Annotated in this window: 25 protein-coding genes and 2 pseudogenes; 15 read left to right on the top strand and 12 right to left on the bottom strand. The window is 34.4% G+C overall.

The features are described 5' to 3' along the window. Entirely contained in the window at positions 1 to 1,077 is a 1,077-nt protein-coding gene (locus tag B2C77_RS09280; RefSeq protein ID WP_077703358.1) for a serine hydrolase, read from the top strand. A 124-nt stretch (positions 1,078 to 1,201) separates the two neighbouring features. Here B2C77_RS09280 and B2C77_RS09285 read toward each other — a convergent pair whose 3' ends face one another. Both B2C77_RS09285 and B2C77_RS09290 read right to left on the bottom strand, forming a co-directional pair. Further along, positions 1,202 to 2,173 (bottom strand): IS30 family transposase, encoded by a 972-nt coding sequence (locus tag B2C77_RS09285; RefSeq protein ID WP_077702006.1) that lies wholly within the window; start codon positions 2,171 to 2,173, stop codon positions 1,202 to 1,204. 115 nt (positions 2,174 to 2,288) lie between these two features. After that, on the bottom strand, positions 2,289 to 2,675 hold the full coding sequence (locus tag B2C77_RS09290; protein WP_077703359.1) for a YhjD family protein: 387 nt from the start codon (positions 2,673 to 2,675) through the stop codon (positions 2,289 to 2,291). A 157-nt stretch (positions 2,676 to 2,832) separates the two neighbouring features. Here B2C77_RS09290 and B2C77_RS09295 point away from each other — a divergent pair, with 157 nt between their 5' ends. Both B2C77_RS09295 and B2C77_RS21645 read left to right on the top strand, forming a co-directional pair. Next, complete coding sequence (locus B2C77_RS09295; RefSeq protein WP_077703360.1) at positions 2,833 to 3,642, top strand: hypothetical protein; 810 nt, start codon at positions 2,833 to 2,835, stop codon at positions 3,640 to 3,642. 229 nt (positions 3,643 to 3,871) lie between these two features. Then, the gene (locus B2C77_RS21645; RefSeq protein WP_170875258.1) at positions 3,872 to 4,036 is read left to right on the top strand and encodes a hypothetical protein; all 165 of its coding nucleotides are present in this window, start codon (positions 3,872 to 3,874) and stop codon (positions 4,034 to 4,036) included. Between the two features lie 233 nt (positions 4,037 to 4,269). Here B2C77_RS21645 and B2C77_RS09300 read toward each other — a convergent pair. The 3 genes from B2C77_RS09300 to B2C77_RS21650 form a co-directional block, all read right to left on the bottom strand. Further along, positions 4,270 to 5,630 (bottom strand): IS3 family transposase gene (locus B2C77_RS09300; protein ID WP_101933566.1). Its coding sequence is split into 2 segments (ribosomal slippage): positions 4,270 to 5,174 and positions 5,174 to 5,630, totalling 1,362 coding nucleotides; the frame shifts between segments, so codons are not numbered across the junction. 140 nt (positions 5,631 to 5,770) lie between these two features. Next, positions 5,771 to 6,505 carry a Fic family protein gene (locus B2C77_RS09305; RefSeq protein WP_077703361.1) on the bottom strand — a complete coding sequence of 245 codons (735 nt, stop codon included), beginning with the start codon at positions 6,503 to 6,505 and terminating at the stop codon, positions 5,771 to 5,773. 297 nt (positions 6,506 to 6,802) lie between these two features. Then, positions 6,803 to 6,952 carry a hypothetical protein gene (locus B2C77_RS21650; RefSeq protein WP_176087306.1) on the bottom strand — a complete coding sequence of 50 codons (150 nt, stop codon included), beginning with the start codon at positions 6,950 to 6,952 and terminating at the stop codon, positions 6,803 to 6,805. Positions 6,953 to 7,494: 542 nt separating this feature from the next. Here B2C77_RS21650 and B2C77_RS09310 point away from each other — a divergent pair. Continuing rightward, positions 7,495 to 8,289 carry an ArdC-like ssDNA-binding domain-containing protein gene (locus B2C77_RS09310; RefSeq protein WP_141130713.1) on the top strand — a complete coding sequence of 265 codons (795 nt, stop codon included), beginning with the start codon at positions 7,495 to 7,497 and terminating at the stop codon, positions 8,287 to 8,289. Continuing rightward, positions 8,232 to 9,176, top strand: coding sequence for an ImmA/IrrE family metallo-endopeptidase (locus B2C77_RS09315; protein ID WP_077703363.1), 945 nt, complete (start codon positions 8,232 to 8,234; stop codon positions 9,174 to 9,176). Before B2C77_RS09310 ends, B2C77_RS09315 begins: the two co-directional genes overlap by 58 nt. A 50-nt stretch (positions 9,177 to 9,226) precedes the next feature. Here the strand turns inward: B2C77_RS09315 and B2C77_RS09320 are convergent, their stop codons facing one another. Both B2C77_RS09320 and B2C77_RS09325 read right to left on the bottom strand, forming a co-directional pair. Next, entirely contained in the window at positions 9,227 to 9,505 is a 279-nt protein-coding gene (locus B2C77_RS09320) for a hypothetical protein (protein ID WP_077703364.1), read from the bottom strand. 92 nt (positions 9,506 to 9,597) lie between these two features. Continuing rightward, a complete protein-coding gene (locus tag B2C77_RS09325) occupies positions 9,598 to 10,656 on the bottom strand; it encodes a ParM/StbA family protein (RefSeq protein WP_077703365.1) in 1,059 nt (352 codons plus the stop codon). Positions 10,657 to 10,921: 265 nt separating this feature from the next. On the opposite strand from B2C77_RS09325, the gene B2C77_RS09330 reads away from it, so the two are divergent. The 4 genes and pseudogenes from B2C77_RS09330 to B2C77_RS09345 all read left to right on the top strand — a co-directional run bounded on the left by B2C77_RS09330 (position 10,922) and on the right by B2C77_RS09345 (position 14,793). After that, complete coding sequence (locus B2C77_RS09330; protein WP_077703366.1) at positions 10,922 to 11,818, top strand: ribonuclease YeeF family protein; 897 nt, start codon at positions 10,922 to 10,924, stop codon at positions 11,816 to 11,818. Positions 11,819 to 12,271: 453 nt separating this feature from the next. Further along, positions 12,272 to 12,646, top strand: a pseudogene (locus tag B2C77_RS09335) (polymorphic toxin type 50 domain-containing protein); the annotation flags it as partial. A 23-nt stretch (positions 12,647 to 12,669) separates the two neighbouring features. Beyond that, positions 12,670 to 13,002: a YxxD family cognate immunity protein YxxD gene (locus B2C77_RS09340; protein ID WP_077703367.1), complete on the top strand. Its 333-nt coding sequence runs from the start codon at positions 12,670 to 12,672 to the stop codon at positions 13,000 to 13,002. A 267-nt stretch (positions 13,003 to 13,269) separates the two neighbouring features. Continuing rightward, entirely contained in the window at positions 13,270 to 14,793 is a 1,524-nt protein-coding gene (locus B2C77_RS09345; protein ID WP_077703368.1) for a recombinase family protein, read from the top strand. Between the two features lie 682 nt (positions 14,794 to 15,475). Here the strand turns inward: B2C77_RS09345 and B2C77_RS09350 are convergent. Next, positions 15,476 to 16,705: an IS4 family transposase gene (locus tag B2C77_RS09350; RefSeq protein WP_077702295.1), complete on the bottom strand. Its 1,230-nt coding sequence runs from the start codon at positions 16,703 to 16,705 to the stop codon at positions 15,476 to 15,478. A gap of 340 nt (positions 16,706 to 17,045) precedes the next feature. Between B2C77_RS09350 and B2C77_RS09355 the strand changes: the two genes are divergently transcribed. From B2C77_RS09355 to B2C77_RS09370, 5 genes and pseudogenes are all read left to right on the top strand, one after another. Continuing rightward, on the top strand, positions 17,046 to 17,495 hold the full coding sequence (locus tag B2C77_RS09355; RefSeq protein ID WP_077703369.1) for a hypothetical protein: 450 nt from the start codon (positions 17,046 to 17,048) through the stop codon (positions 17,493 to 17,495). Positions 17,496 to 18,206: 711 nt separating this feature from the next. Next, positions 18,207 to 18,380 carry a hypothetical protein gene (locus tag B2C77_RS21655; protein ID WP_176087307.1) on the top strand — a complete coding sequence of 58 codons (174 nt, stop codon included), beginning with the start codon at positions 18,207 to 18,209 and terminating at the stop codon, positions 18,378 to 18,380. Between the two features lie 47 nt (positions 18,381 to 18,427). Continuing rightward, positions 18,428 to 18,694 (top strand): CPCC family cysteine-rich protein, encoded by a 267-nt coding sequence (locus B2C77_RS09360; protein WP_077703370.1) that lies wholly within the window; start codon positions 18,428 to 18,430, stop codon positions 18,692 to 18,694. Positions 18,695 to 18,765: 71 nt separating this feature from the next. Next, positions 18,766 to 18,855, top strand: a pseudogene (locus B2C77_RS09365) (helix-turn-helix transcriptional regulator); the annotation flags it as partial. A 533-nt stretch (positions 18,856 to 19,388) separates the two neighbouring features. Further along, positions 19,389 to 20,999 (top strand): IS1182 family transposase, encoded by a 1,611-nt coding sequence (locus tag B2C77_RS09370; RefSeq protein WP_077703372.1) that lies wholly within the window; start codon positions 19,389 to 19,391, stop codon positions 20,997 to 20,999. 170 nt (positions 21,000 to 21,169) lie between these two features. On the opposite strand, the gene B2C77_RS22360 is transcribed toward B2C77_RS09370, so the two are convergent. The 4 genes from B2C77_RS22360 to B2C77_RS09385 all read right to left on the bottom strand — a co-directional run bounded on the left by B2C77_RS22360 (position 21,170) and on the right by B2C77_RS09385 (position 23,696). Beyond that, positions 21,170 to 21,304 carry a hypothetical protein gene (locus tag B2C77_RS22360; protein WP_257790346.1) on the bottom strand — a complete coding sequence of 45 codons (135 nt, stop codon included), beginning with the start codon at positions 21,302 to 21,304 and terminating at the stop codon, positions 21,170 to 21,172. Positions 21,305 to 21,331: 27 nt separating this feature from the next. Then, positions 21,332 to 22,393 carry a methyltransferase domain-containing protein gene (locus B2C77_RS09375; protein WP_077703373.1) on the bottom strand — a complete coding sequence of 354 codons (1,062 nt, stop codon included), beginning with the start codon at positions 22,391 to 22,393 and terminating at the stop codon, positions 21,332 to 21,334. 18 nt (positions 22,394 to 22,411) lie between these two features. Beyond that, a complete protein-coding gene (locus tag B2C77_RS09380) occupies positions 22,412 to 23,296 on the bottom strand; it encodes a permease (protein WP_077703374.1) in 885 nt (294 codons plus the stop codon). 88 nt (positions 23,297 to 23,384) lie between these two features. Further along, positions 23,385 to 23,696, bottom strand: coding sequence for an ArsR/SmtB family transcription factor (locus B2C77_RS09385; RefSeq protein WP_077703375.1), 312 nt, complete (start codon positions 23,694 to 23,696; stop codon positions 23,385 to 23,387). A 1,813-nt stretch (positions 23,697 to 25,509) separates the two neighbouring features. On the opposite strand from B2C77_RS09385, the gene B2C77_RS09390 reads away from it, so the two are divergent. Next, positions 25,510 to 26,073: a hypothetical protein gene (locus B2C77_RS09390; protein ID WP_077703376.1), complete on the top strand. Its 564-nt coding sequence runs from the start codon at positions 25,510 to 25,512 to the stop codon at positions 26,071 to 26,073. Positions 26,074 to 26,208 lie beyond the last annotated feature (135 nt).

The raw sequence follows: 26,208 nt of genomic DNA on the forward strand, positions 1-26,208 counted from the left end.
ATGGTCGTTATAATATTATCGTTAATAGTAATTGTTATGGTTTTTATAAGTTTTCTTGTTGGTATAAAACAGTATAAACGAAATTTAAAGAATAATGAATATGATTTGCTAGAATATTTAGAGAAACATAAAGATAACTTATCAATCACTATAAAAGAAGATGGACATGACACTTTAACATTTAATCAAAATGTTAAATTCCCACTGGCAAGTACAGTAAAGATAATAATTGCTTTTAATTTTGTCAGATTGGTTACAACCTGTAAACTTTCTTTATCTGAAAAAGTGAGTCTCAGCTATATTGACAAGTTTTATGTTGTAAATACTGATGGTGGGGCACATCCTGAATGGAAAAAATCCATAGATAATTCTAGTGAAGTATCATTGTTAGACGTAGCTAAAGGAATGATGCAATTTAGTTCAAATGCTTGTACAGATTATCTAATGAATAGAATTGGGTTAGATGTTATTAATGAGAGCTTAAGTGATTTGCAAATTAATACACACGATAAAATCATTTATCTAACGCCTTCCGTATTAATGCCGGGATATTTATCAGATAAGAAGAAAATAGCAACTACAAAGATGGAAACTATGAAGTCCGCTTCCTACCAATCATTATCAGAAGAACTATTTAAGAAAACGGAACAAGGAGAATGTGAAGATTTAAAAGAAAAAACATCACGAATGTTAAGTCGGAAAATTCAGTATTTAATAACTGAGAAGCTTCCATCTTCTACTACAAAGGATTACGTAGACCTTATGTATAAACTTGGAAAAGAGATTCTTAGTGATGAAGAGAAAAAATTATTTAGTGAAATATTAATTGGGGAAAATATAAAAGGAAATCAAGATAATTATTTCTGGTATAAAGGAGGAGCAACTCCATTTGTGTTAACTTCTTCTTTGTATAAAGAAAACGCAGAGCACTCTATTGTTATTTCGCTATTCATGCGTGATGAAAAAGCCGAAGATTCATATTGGATACAAAATATCTTTAATAATTTCATATTCAGTATAGCCACCGACATTGATTTTAAGAATAAAGTAAAATCAATATTTAAAGAAAATATGTGAGTGAATACAATTCAAAGCTCAAGAAAAAATAAAAAAGAGAAAAACTTAGTCTTTCTCTTTTTGCAAATCTTAAACATAGATTCTTTTGGAAAAAAATGAAATAATAATTTTTAATTTTGATTTGTCAAATTAAGCGAGACAACATGCTTTTATCAAAATCCTGACCGACATAATCTATGAAACACTCCATTGGTGTTTTGTATTTCAATGATTTCCTTGGTATGTTATTCCGTCGGAGTGCAACCTCAGAAATATACTCTTGTGACACAGGATTAAAGTCCATTTCTTTTGGTAGCCCATTCTTTCTCAGAAGACCGTTGGAATGCTCATTTAGCCCCCTTTGGGATGGCGTTCCAGGATCTGCAAAATAAATATCAACATCTTGTTCATTGCTGATGGATTTCCAATTGGAAAACTCTTTCCCGCAGTCAAAGATAATGGACTTAAATAAGTGTTTAGGTAATCGCTCAAACCATTGATTGAGCGATGTTTCAATATTGGTTGCCTGTCTACCAGCTGGTTTAATTGCGATGATGCATTTTGTTAAACGCTCAACAAGCGTGATGACAGCGCTCTTGTGATGACGTCCCACAATGGTATCTCCTTCTAGATGACCAAATTCTTTCTTGTAATTTGGGTGATCGTGATCACGATCAAGGATGGTGCGGCGAAATTTTTGTTTTCCTCTTCTTTCCTGGTGACCATTTGGTTTGCGTTTGCCTTGCATAGGTAAATCATTTTGGTTAAATTCGCCTGATGAAAACTTTCGATAAAGCGTGCGCATGCTGCAGGAGATAGTCTTTTCGTTTCGTCCGATTATTACATCAGGCGTCCAGCCATCGCGGACTTTTTCATGAATATAGGCTTTTTCGTTAGGTGTTAATTGAATCTTTTTACGACCACATGTCGCTTTATTCGCTTGATATTGTAGATAAACGTCTATCGCAGTAAGTCCTTCTTTCAGTTGTCTAATAACACGATAAACAGCTTCATGGCCACGCTTTAATTTATTGGCAATTTTTCGACCAGAAAGGCCGAATTCATGATATTCCTCTATGAATACCAGTTCTGTTTTGGTAAGATGGGTGTAGGACATGTCAGATACACTCTCCTTAACTTTGGTTGGTTATTCGTTGAGTATATCATGACATGTCTTTTTTGGTGTCTCGCTTAATTTTACAATCTAGGAATTTATTAAATACACCATTTTATTACTCCACATCCGGCGGTATAAAATTAACATAAGTCGCTCTCTTTTGCTCAAAGCCCACAGCCTTATATAAATATCTGGTACAAATTTTAGCGGTCATTTCTCGCAGTTGATGTGGCGTATATTCCCAAACCCCGGTTTTATTTTTATGCTGCCACTTATATGTGGCTTTGCCAATCCTTTTAATATCCAAATGGTATTGGCTATACAGTTGCCTTTTAGTGGCAGCTAAATCTATTCCAATAAGTCTAATGGCTTCATCCGTAAAGTCCAGATAAAAGTCGGGATCTTGAAAACCATCAAAATATTGTTGGTCGTGTTTAAATACAGCTATTGCAAGAGGCATGGCTATAAAGTTCACAGCGAGTTGTTTGAGTTCTCTATTCATTTTATCACCTTTTAGAACGTTTGTTCTTATTATAAGTAACTAATTAATTTTTATCAATTACAATAAATGGTATACGTAAAGTATGAAGCAAATTAACGTGGTATCATTTTCATAAAATATGGATCTTGAGTAAGATGATGGAGAGGAATATGTAAAAATGAATAGAAAACTAAATATTTTGATGTTTTATAATACAGTTTTTCATATAAACAATTTTATTCTGATCCTACTTGTATATCTCTTTGGATTAAATAGCATTGCAGCTCTGTGGTTTTTTACCCCTTTTATCTCTATTCTCTTTACAACTTCAATGATAGAGAATTCAAAGAAGATACTAAGTGGAACGGTTAGGAAATTGTCCATTATAGATTTTATGTCACGGTGTTTTGTTTTATTTTTTAATTTTTTTGCACTAAGTAACTTAGTTCATATCCCATATATTTATCTATTTGGTGTAGGCATCATTTTCATGATGATAAATATTTATGTTGAAGTGAGGATGAAAAAGCTGTTAAGTCATTTTCAACAAAAAGATGTAGAAGAGGATTGCTTAACAAAGGAAGAATTTAATGATTTGATTGATGATTACTTTAATGATAAATCTTCTAGTGAAACTAGTAAAAGTGTTCAATCTGTTGTTTATATGGGGTATTCTAAAGTTTTAATAATTGTATTAGTATTTGGAGGCATTATATCGTTTGATTTATTCGGAGTAAAAAACAGGTGGATTGTTCTTTTAATTGTATTTCTATTTTTGGCGATTTATTTATATTTAACAGCAAAAAAGATTAGATCTTATTATAACGATGAAAAAAGAATAAAAGCAATAAATATAAGAGATAATATCACGCTTGTAGTAGGATTATCAATCATCTATATATTGCACGGAGTGGTTTATATCGGGGAATCAACCTTTAATTTTCTTTGGTATTTTTCTGGCTTGCGCATTCTTTTTGCCAACCTTTAAAACAAATCAAGCGATTCGGTCTAATTTTCATAAAACAAATAAAAATAAACATGAGTAAAAACTCAGGATGAAAATCGTGTTTCTAAACATTCAATACATAGCAAGCTTTTGCTCATAATAAAAACACCTCCTGCAATCATAATCGAGACGAGTTAAAGGCATGTGGTGATCTTTGTAAGAAAAGAAAGATTTCAATTGTTACAATTAGGGAAAAAGGAGGTGATTAACATTGAAAGAGGGTTCTATACAAGCGATTCTAGGAAATGGTACTTTTATTATATTTGCGTTTTTAACTGTTAAATTAAGCGGTAGAACCTTGCTAGAAAGTTTTATAGTATCTTTAATGGCGTGGGGCATTTTCAAATTAGTGACATCCAAGAAAATGAAATTATAATTTTTAAGCTAGTGATTGTTTTACTACTTCACATCCCACGGCACAAAATAACATAAGTCGCCCTCAATGGTAGGTGAACATGATACACGTCTTTCGCTAGTTTTTAAACATTATGTTGATAAAACTAGATACCCTTGCTTATTTTAGATGAAAAAGCCTATTCATTTATGTATAGGGCTGGGTCAAACCACCAGTTTCTGAAGTGACCCCATAAAGTTAGACAGATAATTTTACTAAGCAGCTATTAAAGTCTGAATTCGGTATTGTACCGGGCTCAGGCCTTTTAGTTTTGCCTTGATTCGTTTGTTGTTATAGTATTCTATATATTTTTCTAGCTCTTGCTTAAAATGCTCTATACTTTCGAATTCATTTAAATAAAGAAATTCTGATTTCATAATGCCAAAGAAGTTTTCAATAACGGCATTATCATAACAGTTGCCTTTACGTGACATACTTTGCGTAATCAATCTTTCTCTCAAGGCGTGCTGATATTGTTTCATTTGATAATGCCAGCCTTGATCCGAATGAATAAGCAGTGCATCTTCCTCTGATAACCGTTTAAATGATTTCTCCAACATTTCCGATACAAGTGAATAAGTAGGTCTAGAGTCGATTGTATAGGCAATGATTTCCCCATTATATAAATCCAGTATAGGTGAAAGATAGAGTTTCTCCCCAAATAATTTAAACTCTGTAATATCCGTTACCCATTTTTGATTTGGCTTTTCGGCATTAAAGTTCCGATCTAAAATATTTGGTGCGATATTGCCAACCTTTCCTTTGTAAGAGCGATATTTTTTCATTCGAACTAGGCTTTTTAAACCTAATTCTTTCATGATGCGTTGGACTTTTTTATGGTTTACCTTATGCCCTCGATTCCATAGCTCGTCCCGGATACGGCGGTATCCATAACGTCCTTGATGCTCATCGTAGATAGCTTGAATCAGCTTTTTCAACTCCACATCTTTATCCGGAAGTCCGAATTTACTTACTATATAGTAGTACGTGCTACGTGGAATCTCTGCCAGCTGCAGAAGTGCCTTCACAGGGAATTCATGCCTTAGTTCATAGACTACTTGCGCTTTGTCCTGTTTGGTAATTTCTCCTTGTTTTGAACTAAGGCATTCAACTTTTTTAAATAGGCATTCTCCATGCGTAAACGATCTATTTCTGCTTGTAATGCTTCCGGAGTCCCTTCATCCGGCTTTTGCTTTTTAGATGTATGATCAGAACTTTTTTTCATGGATGGACGCCCCTTTTTCTTTGGTTCTAGGGCATCTATTCCTTCTGCTTCCAATTGCTTTTTCCATTGTAAAAGCGTGGAATGTGTAGAAATATTAAAGATCGCTGCTGTTTCCCGGATAGATGTCCCTTGTTCGTTCATATAATTAAGTACATCTAGTTTATACTGCAATGTGTAAGATGTATAGCATTTTTCAAAAGCTTTTTCTCCGTGATATTCATATTGTTTAATCCAATTTAAGAGGACTGAATGGTCAACTCCTATGGATTTAGCCATTGACTTTACGCCTTCTGCACCACTTTGATAGCGAATGACTGCTTGTATTTTTTCAACATTGGTGAATTTAGCCATAAAAAACTGCACCTCCATTTATTAGAGTTGTGTCTAAAAATTGGGGTGCAGTTCAGAACGGGTGGTCTGTAATTATATGTTGTATATATTTAGAATGCGTTTTGTATGCAATCAAAAACGTTTTTGAAGCTTTTTACACGCTATAATTCTAAATCATGATTCTTTGTACTTTTTGGATCGCTTATTGCCTTTTCATTCATATTCATGAAACGTTCTAAACGTTTAGACTCTTCTTGTATTCTTTGAGTAGCAAACTGAGTAAACTTAGCTATATCACTATTAGCTAGTATATTTACATATTCCGCCTTGTCTTCTGCTCTTATAATTAATGGAGGACTCCCCTTTTCAAGTAGCGAATAATTCATTAACATTCGACCTGTTCGGCCATTACCATCAGAAAAAGGATGTATGCGTTCAAATTGGATGTGAAAGTCACCAACAACACTTATTATATCTTTCTGTTTCAACTGGTAATTCAAGTTATCTACCCATTGTTTCATTAATGTAGGAGTTTCCCGGGGGCTTGCTGTAGGGAATTCAGCCCCCAAAATAGCATTCTCTGATTGTTTAAATTGTCCTTTATCTACTAATAAGCGATCCGTTAGTCTTTCATGTATGTCCTTAATAACGGTAATAGACATCTCTACTCCATTTGCAACATGATCAATGACATATCTAAATGCTTCTCGATGGTTTTCTATTTCAAAATATTCTCTTTTTGAAGTGTTTCCTGGTATTGTATCGTGAAGAATAATGGAAACTGTATCAGCTAAACTAATTGTGTTCCCCTCTATTGCAGATGAATGATGAGCCAACCTCACTAAGACATCTTGTAAATACTCATCAGTTAAAATGTATTTTTTACTTTTTTTCATATGTTACACCACCTTGTATCCATATTTACAAGCCTAACTCCAATTCAATTCCTCTATCTGTATCACTAACTCTAGGGTTTCGATCAATATGTCGGAACGCCATCTCCGTCCGTATCAGGTTTTACTGGATCTGTTCCCATTCTTATTTCTTGTAAGGATGTGATACGAATGAAACTTTTTATTTCAACAATTTTTATTATCACAATTATACTATTAGGAGGTTGTGTTGTGAACTCAAACCATGAAGATTTTGATGATGAAACAATTCGTAAAGCTGAAGAATCAGTTGAATGTGAACTACTCACCACTTAGCTTCGCTTGAAGTGGGAGCTTCTCATTTCCACGACGAAAGCAACCTTTCGTCTCCATGAGCGTTACTTCGGGAAGTTCCTGCCCTAGATGTCCGACGAATCGGAGTTTCTTTCGTACCTTGGATATTTTACGCATGGAAGGATTCGCTTGGTTTTCGCATTATTAGTTTCTCCATGCAACCTCATATATCCAGTTTTCAAAGAACACTTCATGCTCTTATGGTAACTTGTGTTCGGTCAATTAGCACGTCTAAAGACGTACTTGACCGAAAGCCAATTCATCTCCACCTTACCGCTGGGATTTCACCCTTCACACGCTTGAAGATGACGACTTCTTGGCTAAAAACGTTAAAAAGTTAAATTAACAAAAGTAAAAATAGATATATTATCCCCCTAAAAAGCTGTGAGCAAGGTACTTCCTGTTCACAGCTTTTTTTCACAAAATGCAGGGATGAAATTTTAAAGGAGATTTTTATCTTTAATAACAATGAAAGGGAGAGTAAGGATATGAACACAGAAAAAAATTTAAGAAGAAAGTATAGCGAGCTTCTATTTGCCAAGCAAAATGAACAGAGGTATCCAGAACAAAAAGGCTATGTAAAAGAGCGTGAGAAAATAGAAAGGCAGTATTGGGATGCCGTACTTAAATCGAAGTTACCAAAAGAGCAGTTAGAAACAATGGAAAAACAGGTGATCAATGAGCTTGAAGAATTTGCTGGCTTGTACAAGCAAAATGTGGAGAATGATTTAGACAGTGATAAAGACAGAGAAGCTTTTAAAAAGCTGTTCATGCAAAAAGTTTTGGAAGAGTTAAGTGAGCCTGAACCAAATCAGCAAAAAGAAGCGACTCCATTTAACAAGCAGCAATACGAAGCCAAAGCGAAGGAATTCGAACAAAAATATGGTTATGATGTTGTTTATGCGCTTAAGAGAGAAGTATTGGATGAAATCAAAGAAATGGATCTATCGCCAGCTCAACGGGAAAAACTTCAGCATATAGAAACAGAATTAGAAAAAGAAAGAAAAATGCATCAAGAATTAGCGGAAAAGCAAAAAAACAGCAAAAAAGAAGCAAGTACTCAAAGGACTAATAATAGAACGATGGAAGCTCGTTACAAGCAGAGCGAGTTTTTAACTGGAGTTGAAAATAATTATACGCGTAATAATAAAATAGATAAAAAGCAACAAGTTGAACATTTGACGAATGAAATAGAGCAGGATATTGAAGATTATTTTGCAACTCCTGAACGTCTCAAAGAATATTTATCATTTATAGGAAATTTTCATCAGTATTCCTTTAGAAACACAGCATTGATTCACAGCCAATTTCAGGGAGCAACAGCAGTAGCCAGTGCTAAGTTTTGGAAGGATAATGGTTTTCCGGTAAAGAAAGGGAAAAAGGGATTCAAATCCTCGTGCCAAATAAAACGGATCCCAAGTTTAAAACAGAGGATGGGAAATGGAAACGTATAGAGGATGCAACAGATGAAGAAAGAGAAAAATTAGAAGCAAATCAATTGGAGAAGAAAAGAAGCCGTCTTTCTTTTTCAGTGGGACATGTATTTGATATTAGTCAAACAGAAGCTACATCAAGTGATTTACCTCATATCTTTCCAAATAAACGGTTAGACGGACAGGTGGAAAACTATAAAGCTACCCTGGATAGTCTCAAAAATATGGCCAATGAAATGAATATATCAGTCGGAGAACCTTTTGAGGAACTAGGTGCTGCAAAAGGAGCTTTTTACTATGACAATTCTGGTAAAAAAAATGGGCACATTGGTTTAAATCCTCGGAATAGTGAATTGCAGAATGTTAAAACATTGCTACATGAATTAGCACATGCAAAATTACATCACGTAAAGCATAAAAATCACCAGAAGCTTTCTACTGCTGAAAAGGAATTCCAAACAGAAATGACTGCTTATACTGTAGCAAGTTACTTTGGTATGGATACAAGTGACTACTCCCTTAGTTATTTAGCAAATTGGACTCAGGGCAAGGATTTACACGACAAGGAAAAACTTTTACAAGAAGTAAGAGAAACAGCGACAGAATTTATTGGAGCAATGGAAGAAGGGTTTAATAAGCAAAAAACTAAGCAGCATGAATTTGAAGAAAATAAGGACACAATGAACAACTTATTCTGGTATGAAATGAAAGAAAGACCGATAGGGGACAACTCTCAACCCAAAGGATTTGTGGATTGGAAAGAAGGTGAAGGAAAGCATGGTATTGTAGCTTATGAGAGAAAGCTAACAGCTGATGAATTAGCTGAATTTGGGATGCAACCTTATGAAAAAAAGAAAACAAAAGAAAACAACAAACAAAAAGAAGCAGCTCTTTCTATGGAAGCTTAAAAGTATATTGTGCTACTGCTATATTAAACAGTAGTAGCACAATATACATCTTATTTTCCTAAATTAAGAATATCGTCGTTGTTTATAAAGGTATCATTACTTGATTCCTGATGTTGCGCTTTTGTATTCTCTTCTTTGCTTTCTGTGGAAGAGGTAGAGGATTTTGAAATGGGGCTGATTTCCCCTTTTTCCTCCATTTCCTTCATTAGTTTCCTAATAGCGATGCGAATATATTTGGAAGCTTGGCGATCGGGTAAAGATTGAAAGAATTCATGAATATCAGCATCTTCTAAGCTGTCATAGGAGAATAATTTCCGATGTGTAGTCATGCGTTTACCCCTTTCATTTTAATATGTAATACGTTTAATAGTATATACTATAGTTCATCCTAAAGCAAAATAGGGGAGAGATATCCCCTATTTTAACTAGCTTTTTCTTTACGACTAATGGTAGAAGCTAACTTGTAAAAGCCACTTAGATTTGCTTCCTGAGAGTTTTCTACTATAAGAACGGAATCCTCACCAAATGTGTCTTGAAAATAAGTGGATACGATGTGAACACCGCCTCCGGTTAATATGAATTTATCGATACTATCTCGATTTGTTAGTACAGCGTCCATATCAGAGATAAGCTTCTCGATAAAGTTTGTAATGATGTCTTTTGCTATGTCTTCAAAAGAGTATTTTTTTCGCTCGGATACGGTGGCAACCATTGTGTTATTGCGAAAGCCCTCTTCTACAAAGCTTGCATCTAAACCTTTAATGCCATGTTCACGCTCGATTCGTTTAGCAATTCGTTTATGAATATCGTTCATACCCACATAATATGTTTCAGATTTATCTTCTAGGCGCTTTACATTTTTAAAGGTGTCCATGATGGTTGTGCCTGCGCCGAAGTCAATGACGGTTAATGTGTTGTTTAAAAATTCCTTATGAACTTGTCCAGATTCATTCATGTATTGGTGAAGTAGAGTGCCTAAGGGCTGCTCAATAATACGTACATCAGTAACATGGATGAATAACTGTTTGCCATTAATCTTCACAATGTGTTTTTGTTGTAAAAAGCGCTTAAACTCTTCGGCCTCTGTTGTTCCTACTTCTTGTGACGGAAGCCCCGTTACAACAATAACATCACGTAGTTCATCTTCTTCATAATCGCTAGCAAGCTCAGCAAGAATGAAAGAGCACAGAAGTTTGAAACGCTTTTGCGTATAACGGTGGTTATGTGTATATGTAGGAAGTAATGAACATGGATCCACGACATCAGCAATTTCTTCTCCCCAAATATATGTTGTTCCGTCATCTAAGCTAGATTCAAATTCACGGTAACCAAATGAGACGTCAAAGCTCGAAGACATGCCTGTAATGCTTGAACTTCCCATGCTTTCTTTTTTAGCAATAGAACTTGGAGCAATCATACTCCTTTTATCATTTCTTGCCTTTACAAAACCATTCCCCACATCAAACGAAAAAGCTAACATATAAATTCCTCCCATGTCATTTATTTTTTATATACATTATAATATTCTGTAATATATAATTCAATATATAAAAGAAATAAAATATATCACAGTATATATTTAAAGGGATAAAGATTGTTGGTTTTAGTCGTTTATAACCAGTAGTATATATTGTTTGTTGCATAGAAAATGAATTGCAGATCAACCGTTTCATATTCCTTGTGCATTTAGTATAATGCAACTAAAAGGGTTACATTGAAATTATTACCAATGGGGATGGGAGGGGATGTTCATTAAGGCGCTTTATGTGAGCGACCTCCATAGCTATATTGACAAAACGATATCACGCCTAGAACAAATACATACACAAGTGAAAAACATCCAGAAGAGTATAGAAGCTATGATAGCTTTGGAGGATGAATTTAAAGGGAAACTGGCTAATTCCATTCGTGCCTTTTATCAAGAGGTGCACATGCCGTTTCTGTTGTTTCTAGAAGGATTTATTACGAATTACACCGATACTTTACAGAAAATGAAAAAGTCGATTCAGTACATGGAGCCAGATAAAGACGGGGTTATTCGAGAAGATTTTATTTCTCAAGATGTACGACGGGGATTAGAACGAATGGAACAAGTTACGATGGATTTAACAGATGAAGCGAATGCTATTATCCAATCGGTAAGTGATATTGTGGACTTACCTAAGATAGATGATAGCGAGTTCTTGAATAATGTACAACATGGAAAGAAAAAGACCCATAAGACTCTAGAAAAGTTGTATGAATTGGATCGTCATAATACAGCTAAGTTGGAACCGATTGAACAAGATATTCACATGATGAAAAACTACATTAGCCAAATCCGCGAGTTAGGAAATAATGGCCAAATACATATTGGCAGTTACCAAGCACGGCAATTAGCAGATCAAAGGTTTCATAAAGATCTAATAAGCGGCATTAGGAGTAAGGCTGTTCGAAATGCCGTTGGGCTAGAGACGGTGCTTGGTGAGGTTGGCAAGTATCTATTATCTCAGCATTTGCCACCAGCAAACTTGTTCGTGCATTATCTACAGAAAAAATTTGGGCTACAAACAATGGATTATAGCTATCGGGCAATGCAAGCAGCTGTGGCAGCATCAGGAGATAGTTTAACTACAAGGGAATTTACTACCATTGAACATTAAGTAGTTTCCTCAGTAAACATCTCCGACTATAAAAAAGTACACCAGGGAACTTACTATACGTTGACAGATGGTAGAATTATAAGGAAATATCAATCAGAATCCGGAAACGCTGAGTATGAACTAGTGGATGCTATTCCTTCTGATCGACACAAGCCAAAAGATCCGGAAAAGAATTGGATTGAAAAGACAACACAAGGAATAGCTAAAGCAGGTTTACACGTAGGTTTAGCAGGATATAAGACAGGAAAAACAGGCTTAAAACTTTCCAAGAAAGCGTTAGACTTTGTTATTGTAGATGATATAAAAACCGTTCTGGACTCAGAGGCCTCTACAGGTGAAAGATTATGGACTGGCGCTTCTATTATTCCAGCGGGCAAAGTCTTAAAGCTAGCTAAGGCTGGTGGAGTTATTAAATTTGCGGATAAGGGTAAGCAGACTGCGAAGAAAGTTAGGGATACGGAGAATAGAGCACCTTCTTATGGAAAGAAATCAGTACCTGCAGGACCTTATCGTGAAGTAAATGGCTTTCCAGTTAAAGTAAAGTCAGGAGCTCAGGAGAAGCATATTCTTAATACCCCAAACTATAAACAAGAATTAGCAAATGGGAAAAATAAGAGTATCTTCTACGGGGATAATAAAACTGTACAGGAAATGCTCGATAAGTTTGCGGGGAAGGGAACTTCGATTAACAAAAATAAAGAAAGAATAAACTTTGGTGAACCAATAGGCAAATACTATGATCGCAATACTGGTGAATATCATGAGACTACTAAAGGATTGATACATTATGGGAAAGACGGTGCTCATATAGTACCATCCAGACCATAAAAACATAAGAAAAGAGGATGTATATGGGGTATGACTTTTTAATAGGAGCATTAATAAATTATGAAGATAGAGACATGATACTAGAATGGGAAAATGGATTGAGGATTATTGGCGAACTAGATACAGTATTCGAAACAGACAATGGTTTAGAAGAGGATGATATAAATTATACAGAATATGATGCAGCTGTATTTAAAGTAAATAAAATTTTAACATATCCTTCTACTAATGAAAGTAGTATATATAATTGGTTAAAACAAGAGAAAAGTTCATTGGTTGAAATCTCTCTCTACGATGACCCACCAAGTGCGGTTTATTTAACTGACGAGCAATGTGTGTGGAAAAGAGATAGCTAAAAATAATACCGTAGTTAACATAGAACCTTGATTGGCCAATCCTTTCAAGGTTTTTCTTTTTCATAAATTCTCTTTATAAGTATTGGAACATTCGTTTGTAGCCTAAATAGAGTACAGAAAAAGTGTCCTCTACGTAGGATACAGAAAAAATAGTTTCTCCATTTATCATTTTGTGAAATAATAAACCTGTTACCGCAACTGCAATCATAACTCTTCCCGTAATGTTATAATGGAAGTACGCATATTTTGGTATGGGGGAGGGGCAATATGTTTAAACAGTCCGATGTAGAAATAACTAAATATAATGACTATAAATATTTAATTTACACTCGTGTTTCCAGTGATAAAGATAGCCAAAAAGAATCTGTTCCTAACCAAATTGATATATGTCGATACTGGCTGGAACAGAACCATTATGAATTTAATGAGAACGCTGTGTTAGTTGATGAAGATAAATCAGGGACACTATTCCTGGAAAGAACGGCCATGCAATTAATTCTCCAAAAAGCTAGAAATCGTGAAATAAAGATGGTTCTTTTTAAATCTATACATAGATTAGCTCGTGATTTAAAGGATGCTTTGGAAATTAAAGAAGTGTTGCTTGGTCATGGTGTAAGAGTAGTAACCATCGAAGAAGGCTATGATAGCTATGTAGAAGGAAAAAACGACATGAAATTTGAAATGTTTTCGATGTTTGCTGCACAATATCCAAAGTCTTTATCTGTTTCCATTAGCTCTGCTCTTGCAGCTAAAGTACGGAGAGGGGAGCATATAGGGAAAATCCCATACGGTTATGACCGTATTGATCAGAAGTTAGTTATTAAAGAAGATGAGGCAAATGTAATTCGGCAAATCTACAAATGGTATAACGAAGAAGGATTTGGCTTTAAAAAAATCACACACTTGTTGAACAAGGGTGTTCAACAAGGGGAGATTCTTCCGCCGAGAAGTGGAAAAGCATGGCAGATTACGTCTATTCAACGAATTATTAAAAATCCAACGTTTTGTGGAACTTTCATACTCAATCAATATACCACAATTAAAGTAGATGGCCGTAAAAAACAGATACGCAACCCAGAAGAAAAATGGATTGTTTTTGAAGATCATCACCCTGCAATTGTTAGTAAAGAAGATTGGAAACTAGCAAATAATAAAAAGAAGGTCAACATTAAAACGAAAATCACGCCATGGAATGAATTTCGTGGTCTTCTCAAATGTGGGAAATGTGGATCTAATATAGTGATTATTCAATCTTGGAACCAAAAACTAGATGGAACGAAAACCCATTGGCGATATTTAAAATGTAGTGCTTATAGGAGAAGTGGGAAGAGTGGATGCGACAATCATGTACCTATTCGCTATGAAGAATTTCGCCGTTTTATAGTTGAGCGCCTATTAGAAACTGGACAAAAAGTTTCGCTTGATTTTAACAATACTTTAAATAATCACTCTAAGCAGCAAGTGAAGCAATTGGAAAATAGTATTGCGAAGTATCAAGAGAAAAGCGAAGGTCTTGTTGATCTTTACCTTGATAGATTGATTGATAAAGTAGAATTTCAAGTTAGAAGAAAAGAATTTGAACAACAGATAAAAGAAGCCCAGGATAAACTGTTCTTGTATAAAAATGAAGAAGTACAGGAAGTATCTGTGAAAAACATCCAACAAGCTTTTAAAACGATCGAAAAAAAGGATCAGGATTTATACCATGTTTTAAAGGTAATCATTGATTATATAACAGTAAATATAGATGGCAGCGTGGATATCAAATATAATTTTGATTTGAATAAGTAGATTATAAAATCATGATATAAAGTACTGCATGTTAAATAATCAGAAGGGATGGGAGACCGTTTTATATTAAGTTAATATGTTACGTTATTAACTGTAGTTTCAGGTATGCTAAATAAGCCTTAATGATTGATGCGAAAGGAATGCTACTATCTATTATTAAAATGCGTCAGTATTAAGTGTTGACTTTTGAAAAGTAAAGCAATTCGCTGAAAAGCTATCTGGAATTTATTAAGTTGTTTGTCAGTAAGAGGATATCCGTTATGTCATGGTTGGTCGAGTTACCAATGGCAAAACTGATATCCTCTATCTCGATATAGCATACGTAGATGAGGTTGGAATAGATTTTTTACTAAAAGGAAAACGAAAATTTTCTGATCTTCACCAAAATTATAAAAACCATGACAAACGCCAAATCAATACATATTATCAGTTAATATACTAAAGAAGATTGTAATAAGAAAGGAGTGTTTAGAATGAATAAAATTTATAAAAAGCCTTGTAGTACTTCTTATATAAAATGTCACTAGCGTTGCATAAAAAGTAATGCTTCAAGTCAAGCGTTAATTTTCCATTTGAGACATAGGTAACAGAATTTTCTGATATATGTTATTTGTACACAATGAAAAAAAGACAACAGGCATGAGAGGTAGCCCTTCATCCATTTTTTGAATAGTATATACTTTTAAACGAATGGATCGTATGTTAAATCATCTAAGTGTAACACGTCTCCTGTCTCATATTGTGCTAGGGTCTCTGCAAAAATTCGCTCATTGTCCCACCTTCGTCGTCCACTGGACTCTCGCTCTGGTTCTTTACGTACTTTCAAAATAAAGGTTGCCATGGATTGATCGTAACCATCCTTTATCCAACGCAACATTTCCAACAAGGTTCCTTTGAAACCTATTTTATTTTTCATTAGGATGATCAGGCAAAAGGTAATCATTGCAAGATAGACTTGATTATAAACGGCATTTTCACTCTTACCATATAATGTTGTAATGACCAAGTGTTGCTTGATCCATTTGAAAAACAACTCTATTTTCCAGCGGTTTCGGTAGATATCGCTGATTTCTTGCGCACTGCGCTTGGCGTCGTTACACACAATCCGAATAGGCTTGCCATTACTATCTGTTGTCTCTATCAATTGTAATGGATGTTTCATGTTTCCGATTGTCACCATGGCATGGCGTGTGATGGGAGAAGATGGATCCACGAGTAACTCTTCCACGACGTGTACCACTGTATTGGCTTTGATACGCGTTGCAAATTTTATTCCTTTTTCCGAATAGGCATCGAACTTCGCAAAGTTGAAGTACCCGCGATCGAATACATGAAGCACATCTAACTGATAAACAATTAATTCATCCAGCTGTGTCTCATCCGCTGGTCGGGCTGGCGTTAGAATCATCTTATCTAGCGAGAGCGTATCATTGCACAACCTAATTGAAGTGTGCATTTTAATCCCGGCTTTTGTTTCTCGAAAATCAGCCCATTCATAGCCACTAAGACACATGGAAATAGTCGATGAATCAATCAAATGCAGCTGAAGCAATGCCTTTCCTGCTTTCACAGGTCCTAGTGTATACTGTACCTTTTGAATGAGATGACGAAGAATAGCTTCTGGTATTTCATGTGGGATTTGTCTATTCTTACGCGAGAGTTGTGACTTACTGATACTGTCTATACCTACTAATCGCTGCACCGTTTTTTTGCGTGAAACAGACTGACTGATTACTGCAAGATTTTCTGATTTTTTAAGTTGTGCGTAAATAAATAAGCGAATATAGGCAATGGTATCTAGCTTTTTCACATACTTGTCTACCCCTTCTATATCAATCATTTTTTGAATAACTTTTGTATCTAATGGATGAATGTATTCCTTGAATACCATTTTTATGGTATGATTGTCCATGAAAGACTCCTTATAATTTGGGATTTGGACAGGACTACCATTCCCTTATTATAAGGTTTTTTTATGCGTTTTTGTATTGATAATTCCTATTATTCTTAGTATTGACACAAGTTGTTTTTTCTTGACTACTTTATAAAAAGTTTATGCAACGCTAGTGATAAAATGTAAAAAACGGAAGAATTACCATTCTTGCTGTTTCCCATGTTCGTCTAAAAAAGCATGTACTTCAAAATTAGATAATCACCATTGTTGTTATCAAAAGAAAAAATGCACAAGTGATTTTGATTGCTCTCATTGCTGTAAAAAAGAAACTTCTTCTGCTTTTAGAGCTGTTAATAATATGTCTAATCAGACCGTAACAGCTGATACAATACTAAAAGTTATGTACCCAAATGAACAATACGATTTTGGAAATGAGTATAATCCTGGCGCTTCTACTTTCATCCCAAATTGTAGTGGTATTTATTCATTAATAGCTAGTATTCAATTTGACGTTGCGGAAGGTGTTCTTGAAGATTACAGGGTACGAATAATAATACGTGTAAATGGTGTAGATGTAGCTAGAGATAATGATTTTTTTACTTCAATTGACCTTGATTTTGATAATGATATAGCCGTTTCGACTATTATACAGCTTAATGCTGGTGACATAGTAGAGGTGTTCATAGATAGTTCAGAGACAGGCGATATAATGAATGAACCAGCGACCACAAGATTTGAAGGAGCTAAAATCAGTAACACCATTGATAACTGTCCTCCATATCATCAATCAATTAATTATTGTTATTAACTTTTTAATTAAAACAAGAGGAATTGATATATTCTATATAAAGCGCTATAGACTCCTTCTAAAATAATTAGTCAAATTATCAGTAATCAAACCACCAGTTCTGAACGGCACCCCAATTTTTAGACACAACTCTAATAATTGGAGGTGCAGTTTTTTATGACTGACAGCCTTTATTATGGCTTTATGACCCACGATCGTGGGTCCCTCTTATATTACATTTAATGCTGATTCTACAGAAGATATCTATTTTTGTCCTGTAAACTATTTCTATATAATAATTAAGAATCATCTGTAAAAAATATCCAACAAATTTTTAAAGAAATCGAAAAGAGGGATAGAGTTTACCATGCTTTAAAGGTAATCATTGATTATATAACAGTAAATATAGATGGTAGTGTGGATATCAAATATAATTTTGATTTGAATAAGTAGATTAGTGGAACATGAAAAAAGTGCTGCATGTAAGAGGTTCAGAAGTGAGAAGGGATGAGGAATGTTTTATATTAAGTTACTCTGTTATGTTATAGTATTTATAGTAGTGGACGTTTTGTTATTCAATCTGTTGCCTGATGATAGCCTTCTTTAAATATTTTTAAGTTTAGCCATCATACTAATTACAGTAGGCTTATTAATATGGCTTATAGAGAAAGGCACCCATAAAAAATAATTGTCGTTTCGGCGATGTTATACGTTTTAATGGAGAGGGATATCATGAATAAAAATTTATATTTGATTGTTTTAGTGATAGTTGCAGGTTCATTTTTTATAAATATTTTCGTAGACAATGAGTTTATTTCAACAATAATAAATACTATTGCATTAATTGTACTAATTGCTGTGGCTATTTATTTACGGTTTACGCTTGGTCGTAAATCCAGCAAGTAACTCCTAAAAAAACAAAAATATTTAGAAAGAGTTGGTAAAGGTTTGAAATGAAATATACTTGTCCTTGTTGTGGCTACAAAACACTAAACGAAGAACCACCGGGTAATTTCCAGATATGTGAAATATGCTTTTGGGAAGATGATTATACTCAATTTGATGACCCTGATTATGAAGGAGACGCTAATGCCCCTTCATTAAAGCAAGCGCAAAGGAATTTTATTTTAGTGGGAGCTTGTGAAGAAGAGTTTGTTGAGCACGTGCGGAAACCTAATGAAAAAGACCTCAAAGATCCTCGTTGGAAACGTATTGTATAAGAGCAATATTCACCTGGAATCAGTTCATGGCTTAAACAATGATAAGTAAATACTTCTATTTGCAATTGGTACACATAGCAAATGCTATGCAGAAGCTAGGTGTCAAGGGGCGATCACAGGCTGTTGTAGAGCTCCTTCGTATGGGGGAATTAAAGCTCTAATCGGCTCGGCTTTCCGTAATGGGAAGCCGGGTTTTCGTGTTTAGCGACTTTATATGTAGACGAAGGAATGTATAGAAAACCAAGGATGGATTTTGTTAGTATATAAGGATATGATTACCGAGAAGAGCAAGATGTCAATAATAAGATATCCCTTTTATCACAATTCTGTTCTGTTAGAAACAGTTAGGAGCCTAGTAAAAAATAAATATTCAGTCAACAGAACCTCTAGCTTTACAGCATATTGAAATCATCCCTTACATCAAGTCGTGTATTTCCTCCCGTGTATATCAATTTACCATTCATTGTATTTTTTTGTGACGAGTCTGTTAATGATTTTGCAATGCCATACACCGAAAATATCTACTTCAGAACAATCCAAAAATGTTACGCCTAATACATTCAGACCTAAAGATATTTTCCCTATAGTTAAAAAGGGGCTGTTGCACAATCAGGTAATTGATTGTGTGACAGCTTTTTTGTGTATACACAAAAAAACAGACCACAAAGGGCCTGTTCTCATGTATTATTGATTTATGACAAATAAAAGAATAATACAAGCCCAGTATACGCAAACTGCAGCAAATTATCAATTATATTTACCGATGGATGTAGAAGAAATGATTCCTATGGATGATTCGGTCCGGCTCCACTGCCTCTTATGTGAAAGGATGGATTATAGAGAACTACTACAGGCATACGCTTCCAAAGGGAGAAAACCAGCAGTCGATCCAGTCATTCTATTTAAGGTCATTACCTACGCAGCCTCGCAAAAAATCTACTCTTCCCGTGGGATAGAGAAAGCATGTCGTCGGGATATCAATTTCCGTTGGCTTCTTCAAGGGTATGCAGCTCCTGATCATTCTACTATCAGTCGTTTCAAGCAAAAATATCTGACCGATACGGTGATGGAACAGCTCTTCTTTCAACAAGTCGTGTGGCTTTATCAACAAGAAGCGATTACCGGTGAAACCATCTATATCGATGGCACCAAAATCGAAGCGTATGCCAACCGGTATTCTTTCGTATGGAAAAAGGCAATTACCAAACATGAAGCCAAGATGTATACCAAATGGCAAGCCCTGCTGGAACAGATCAATACAACATACTGTCAGATTTTCACCAGTCCTTACGAGACTTTTTTAGAAGATTTGAAAAAAGTGCTTGTTTTCCTGGAGAAAGTAAAAGCGAAAGAAAACATCACGTTCGTTTATGGAAAGGGGAAAAGAAAAACGGTCCTTCAACGTTATCATGAACAAGTAAAGGAAATGCTTCAACGTAAAGAACACTACGATACTTCCAATCAGATTATGGGAGAGAAACGAAACAGTTATTCTAAAACAGACCATAATGCCACGTTTATGCGAATGAAAGATGATCCTATGAGGAATGGTCAACTCAAACCAGCTTATAATGTCCAAGCTGCCGTGGATGCGGAATTTATCGTTGGGATCAATGCGTTTTCCGATCGAAACGACACAACAACATTGATTCCAATGCTTCAATACGTAAAGGAACATCTTCCCTTTACCTATCGCAACATCGTCGCAGATTCTGGATATGAAAGCGAAGAAAATTACGTGTATTTAAAGAAGCAAAAACAGACGGCCTATATCAAGCCGCAAAATCATGAACGCAAGAAAAAAGCTTCTTTCAAAAAGGACATCAGACACCGAGAAAACATGGCTTATGATAAAAGCACAGATACCTATACCTGTGCCAATAACCAGCAGCTGCATGCCATTAGAAACTACACGCGAACCTCGCAGACTGGCTATCAATCTCAGGTAACCGTCTACGAATGTGAAGATTGTACAGGTTGTCCGCTCAAAGAAAAATGTACAAAAGCGAAAGGGAATCGCCAACTGCATGTAGCCAAGGAATTTCTGGCATACCGGGAAACAGCGCAAGAAAATATTCTAACAGAAACAGGCACACTGTACCGTATGAATCGTTCCATTCAAGTGGAAGGAACGTTCGGCGTACTGAAGGAAGATTATCATCTGAAGAAGTTTCGTACGCGAGGAACAGGTAATGTACGAAACGAACTTTTAATCCTGGCATTTGGTTATAATCTCAATAAAATACATACGAAAATTCAAGCTAATCGCCTAAACCTCTATTATCATCCATTAAAGACAGCTTAAAAAAATAAAAAAAGGCGAGGCTTATTTAAGTGCGTCAAAAACCGATTAAATTTCCTTTTATCACCATAAATAAAATAATGCATCTTAAAACGAGCAATCTCATATATAAAAAGGAGCTGTCAGCAAATGCATAATATGCATTTTGCGACAGCTCCTCATGACATCCTTAATTAACAGCAGTTGTTGTTACTTTGTTCTTTCTTTGAATCAGATTCTTGCTTATTCTCCTCAATTTGAACAGAGCAACATTCTTGTTGCTTGGGTTTTAATCTAGAAATTGCTTTTTTAAAGATATTTTTTTCCATCTTAACACCTCCTTTAAATGCAATGCTTTAGCAATTACATGTTGGTGTACAACATTCATCATTGCTATCAACTTGACTTTTATTCTCATCTAAGAACTCAAAGAGTTGTGCATAAGGTTCTTGTTGTAAAATGTTAAATGTTTTTTCACATACAAAAGTCCTTTCACCCCTCTGATAAATATGATCATCGTCATCTTCAATGTGTTTAAAAGGACCTTTATATATAACGGATTGCCCTTTATTAATGCAAGGACCTTCTTTCCCCTTACGTGCTATAACAGTCATACTTCTAAAATCGATGTCATTAATAGTAGTCCATGTATCTTCCCGTTTGTCAATTTCAATGCCATAAAAACCAGCATTTTCAAATGCACTTATAAATTCATTTTCTTCCATTGCTCCTGAATAGCAGCTACTCCATAGATTTTCATCGTTTCTCATTTGTTCTGGAACAACGATGTTAGATACAATATCAGATATAATAGCTTTACCACCATCTTTTAAAACCCGATATATTTCATTAAACAATTGTTCTTTTTCCTTAGTTGAAACAAGATTTAACACACAATTCGAAATGACTACATCGATACTATTATCTTCAATCATTGGTAGTTTTTCTTCTAAGTAATGAATATGATCATTAATAGCATTAAAATCCTGTATATTGGTTGCTGGATTGGTTTCTATATATTTGTTCAATTCATCTAAATTTAATTTTAAATTTTGAATTTTACCTTTATGGAACGTAACGTTATCATAACCCAAAGTTTCAATTATTTCTTGCTGATACTTTTTAGCAAGAGCAAGCATATCGTCATTCATATCTACGCCAATAACTTTTCCGGTTTCGCCAACAATTTGTGAGACAATATAAGGAACTTTGCCACCGCCAGATCCTAAATCTAAAACAGTATCTCCTTCTTTTATTTTACCTAATGGATCACCACATCCAAAGTCCTTTTCTATGATTTCATCTGGAATAATCTTTAAATATTTAGTATCATATTCTACTGGACAACAAAGATTAGATTCATTACTCCTTGCTGCATTACTATAACGGTTATTTACTGAAGATTCCACATTATTCATTAAAATATCACCATACCTTTAATAGATTGAATTAATTATAAGACCAGTACTTATAGCTACAATTAAAATAGTTGCAATGAATGCTACTAAAAACTTCTTTTTAAATAATTTGGATAACATAATTACTTCTGGAATACTTGCGCCTGCACCGCCAATAACTAATGCAATAACAGTTCCCATTGTCATACCTTTTGAGACCAGCGCTTCCGCAATCGGTAACATCGTTTCAGGGCGAATATACATGGGAATCCCAATAACAGAAGCAATCATAACTGAAAATATACCATCACCACTGGCGTATTTTGTAATGAAATCTGCCGGGATAAATCCATAAATAAACGCTCCGATAAATACCCCTATAAATAAGTAGGGAAGCATTGGAAAAAGAAATGCCCATGCATCATTCAAAGCTCGCTTCATTTTAGACCCTTGGTGATTACTGAAAAAGCCGTCTCCTTTAACCGTTACACCTTTATATGTTTCTAACAAATGAAATTTTGAAAATACAAGCCCTGCTAAAATACTGAAAATACTTAGTATAATAAAATATACAAGTGCAATTTTCCAGCCCAAGAGTGCCCAAAGCATGAAAATCATAACTGGGTTCATTAATGGTGAAGCTATTAAAAAACTCATCGACGGACCAAATGGCACTTTTGAATTTAATAATCCAGCAACGATAGGTATAGTTGAACAGGAACAAAATGGTGTAACAGCGCCAAAGAATGTGCCGAGTATATAATTCACAGCTTTGTTTGGCCGGTTTAAGAATCGTTTGATTTTTTCCTCTGATACAACTTGTTGAATTAAACTCACAATGAAACTAACGACAATAAATAAGGCGAGTAATTCAACAGATAGCATGAGAAATGTTTTTATAAATTCGATAAGGGAATCTGCCATGAGTATAACTCCTTACCTGATTATTAATCAAATTATCTTGATCTATAAATCAATTTTATTTGATTTAATGAGAAAAAAAGGATACCTATTAAAAAATCTTACAACAAGTATTTTCGGATAAAACAACTTGTATTTGTTCTTCATTAATTCGATAGTAATTCCAAGTGCCATGTTTTTCAGGTATAAGTATGTTGGCATCAACTAATTTCTTTAGGTGATAAGATAACCTGGATTGTTGTAATTCTAATTTTTCTTCCAAATCACAGACACATAAATTCATGTTTGGACTTTTGCTAATTTCATTAATAATTTTAAGCCGAATTTTATCAGCTAAAGCACTAAACATCTTTTCATAAAAATCGAGTGCTGTATCTTCATTTAAATTTTTTGTAAGTTCCATTTTCCCCCTCCTCATAATACATCAATTTTTTTTGATTTATTAACAGTATACTATCAGTCAAAAGAAAGCGCAACCTTCATTTTCAAAAAAATTAATTGTCATACAATGAACTGCTCATAGGGAACGGAGCAAAACATGCTTTCTACTGATGTGATAATTGGGCTGTATATTAGTAATTGTTAGCATTAAAAGTGAAAATTTCGGTGTTAGTACATATTGCATGCCATACTCAATGCCTACAATAAAATGAGCTTACATTTAAAATTGATTATAACTGTGTAAATATAAAACAGGTGTCACGGCATTGAACAATTTCAATCTTAAGGTAGAAGAAGGAGAGATATGCTCTTTACTTGGTGAAAATGGCAGGAAAATCATCATTAATTAATATTTTAAGCACTTATAGTTTACCTACAGATGGTCAAGCACTATTTTTGGTTAAAATGTTTGCTTAAACGCACCACTTGTGAGAGAGAATATCTCATGTGTATCACAAAAGTGGTGCATATCTGAAGCAACATACACCAAAAGGGCAGCATTTACCCTGATAGCTTTGCTATACATGAAAAAACAATATCCGATAATGTTCTTAATAACTAATTAACCATTATTTATGCACATTCCAATGACGATCTTAAACATGTTAAAAAAGCAATATCATGTGCATTAAGGGAAATTGGCAAAAAAGATTTTAATTATCAGGAAAAAGCAATCCATTAGCGTATAATTTACTACAAAGTGGAAATAAGGATCAAATTTGGATAGCAAAAGATGCATTAAAGCAACTTGAAAATTTAGTGAAAGTTGAAGGTAGAAGGCGTTTAATATCTTCCAAATCGCAAATGGGGGAATAGAAATCTCTTTGTCTATAAAGCACCATAATTAATAGGCAATAGATTAATGTCCAATATATTACTATGAAAAAGTTTTGAGCAAGGATAATCATTTTTTCAAAACTTTTTCGTGGTTTTTCCTAAAGGTAGGATGAAGAAACATTCATTTACTAATTATGTGGATAAGTAGTTACCTTTTATAGCCTAAAATGAGAAGAGGGAAGGTTGTTTATAATAAACTGCTGTCACAATAAGATAACAGTTAACAGATTTCATCATGGAAAACAAAAGACAAAGCAATAATGAAATTTACTCAAATTTGTGATAACCAAGGAGGAGGCAAAATTGACTAGTTATTATTATATTGCTTCAGATATAGAACTTCCATTTAGTATATATAAGAAAAACGTGTTTGAAGAAAATAAAGGTAAGGTATTGGGGTAGTAAGCATAGATAACTCCTTAGATCTTGCTCGAAGTAAAGAAAATGTACAAGGTTTCCAATATCCTATTCAACTTGAAATAGTCAATTGACTATGTGAACCAGTTACATTAGAGTCTAATACATACTATGAACTAACATTACTCTATAAGTATATTTATGAGGTTACAAGAGAACACAAGTCATGCACTATTGAAATTGCTCACATATGGAAAGAGCATCGACGAACTCTCCAGATAAAGCAAAAGAAAAAAATATTACTAAAACAATTACAATCTCTCAAACAGTTGCTCCTATATGAAGGGAATTTATTGATAGATGAGGTGTAACTGTTGTACCAGAAAACCATTTTTTGCTAGAAATGAACACTTTTTTAAAAATTTTACAGGATTCAGTACTGGATTTCTAAATAAAATACGAAACGTTTACTTAAGTCAATCGTAAATAGTGTGATCAATGAACTAGAAGTTATTAAAAAATGTGTGAGAGAATGTTTTTTTGTTGTTAAATGGCAATTTAACGACTAGGGAGGTAAGAAAATGATGGGTGTACATATTATGCATGATGTAGAAAAAAACCAAGACTGGGTAGAAGTCAAAGGGGATTATGAGCAGTTTTATGTGTATGGTGATAATGAAGATTATGTGGAAGATACTAAGTTGCTAATGCAAAAGATGGCAATTACATGTTTTACATTTCCACTTTATGTTCATTTCGAAGGATATGAAGATGAAGTGGAGTCGGTATTGTCCCATCAGGATACATTTGACATTTATTATCAACCATCAGGGAGAAAGGTTCTTACGATGTCTGGATTGAAGATTTATCGTGCAGAGATACCGTCTTTTATGGTTACCATCCCCAACAAGAAAGCATTAGAAAATGTATTTTCTCAGTGGTTTCACTTGGCAATGGAAAATAATATGTGGTTAATATCACAAGAAGCAAATGTATTATACTATGAAAATAAATTTGCAACTATTGAATTGAAAGATCAAGCTATTATTTTGGTCACCGAACACGATGCACAAGGATTTTCAGTTATCACCAATTATCCTTTGTATCAAGATTTAGAATATTTGCGATTAATTTTTGATAAGTAATAAATAGCATGTGCTAGATTTATCTTTTATTGAACACTTTACCAATAGTCTCAGCCTTTGTTTGCTATGTACTTTTGGAACGGGAATAATAACAATAATATTCAAAATATTATTGTTATAATCCGCTTTAAGGGG

Origin of the sequence: Virgibacillus dokdonensis (genome assembly GCF_900166595.1) — a bacterium.
Lineage (GTDB): Bacteria > Bacillota > Bacilli > Bacillales > Amphibacillaceae > Virgibacillus > Virgibacillus dokdonensis.

Coding starts and splice junctions, on each gene's coding strand:
- B2C77_RS09380 (WP_077703374.1), bottom strand. CDS start 23,296: ATGGCAGATTCCCTTATCGAATTTATAAAAACATTTCTCATGCTATCT.
- B2C77_RS09385 (WP_077703375.1), bottom strand. CDS start 23,696: ATGGAACTTACAAAAAATTTAAATGAAGATACAGCACTCGATTTTTAT.
- B2C77_RS09390 (WP_077703376.1), top strand. CDS start 25,510: ATGATGGGTGTACATATTATGCATGATGTAGAAAAAAACCAAGACTGG.
- B2C77_RS09325 (WP_077703365.1), bottom strand. CDS start 10,656: ATGTTAGCTTTTTCGTTTGATGTGGGGAATGGTTTTGTAAAGGCAAGA.
- B2C77_RS09350 (WP_077702295.1), bottom strand. CDS start 16,705: ATGGACAATCATACCATAAAAATGGTATTCAAGGAATACATTCATCCA.
- B2C77_RS09290 (WP_077703359.1), bottom strand. CDS start 2,675: ATGAATAGAGAACTCAAACAACTCGCTGTGAACTTTATAGCCATGCCT.
- B2C77_RS09375 (WP_077703373.1), bottom strand. CDS start 22,393: ATGAATAATGTGGAATCTTCAGTAAATAACCGTTATAGTAATGCAGCA.
- B2C77_RS09280 (WP_077703358.1), top strand. CDS start 1: ATGGTCGTTATAATATTATCGTTAATAGTAATTGTTATGGTTTTTATA.
- B2C77_RS21650 (WP_176087306.1), bottom strand. CDS start 6,952: ATGCGTAAAATATCCAAGGTACGAAAGAAACTCCGATTCGTCGGACAT.
- B2C77_RS22360 (WP_257790346.1), bottom strand. CDS start 21,304: ATGGAAAAAAATATCTTTAAAAAAGCAATTTCTAGATTAAAACCCAAG.
- B2C77_RS09345 (WP_077703368.1), top strand. CDS start 13,270: ATGTTTAAACAGTCCGATGTAGAAATAACTAAATATAATGACTATAAA.
- B2C77_RS09355 (WP_077703369.1), top strand. CDS start 17,046: ATGTCTAATCAGACCGTAACAGCTGATACAATACTAAAAGTTATGTAC.
- B2C77_RS09295 (WP_077703360.1), top strand. CDS start 2,833: ATGAATAGAAAACTAAATATTTTGATGTTTTATAATACAGTTTTTCAT.
- B2C77_RS09330 (WP_077703366.1), top strand. CDS start 10,922: ATGTTCATTAAGGCGCTTTATGTGAGCGACCTCCATAGCTATATTGAC.
- B2C77_RS09370 (WP_077703372.1), top strand. CDS start 19,389: ATGACAAATAAAAGAATAATACAAGCCCAGTATACGCAAACTGCAGCA.
- B2C77_RS09340 (WP_077703367.1), top strand. CDS start 12,670: ATGGGGTATGACTTTTTAATAGGAGCATTAATAAATTATGAAGATAGA.
- B2C77_RS09310 (WP_141130713.1), top strand. CDS start 7,495: ATGGAAAAACAGGTGATCAATGAGCTTGAAGAATTTGCTGGCTTGTAC.
- B2C77_RS09285 (WP_077702006.1), bottom strand. CDS start 2,173: ATGTCCTACACCCATCTTACCAAAACAGAACTGGTATTCATAGAGGAA.
- B2C77_RS09360 (WP_077703370.1), top strand. CDS start 18,428: ATGAAATATACTTGTCCTTGTTGTGGCTACAAAACACTAAACGAAGAA.
- B2C77_RS09320 (WP_077703364.1), bottom strand. CDS start 9,505: ATGACTACACATCGGAAATTATTCTCCTATGACAGCTTAGAAGATGCT.
- B2C77_RS21655 (WP_176087307.1), top strand. CDS start 18,207: ATGAATAAAAATTTATATTTGATTGTTTTAGTGATAGTTGCAGGTTCA.
- B2C77_RS09305 (WP_077703361.1), bottom strand. CDS start 6,505: ATGAAAAAAAGTAAAAAATACATTTTAACTGATGAGTATTTACAAGAT.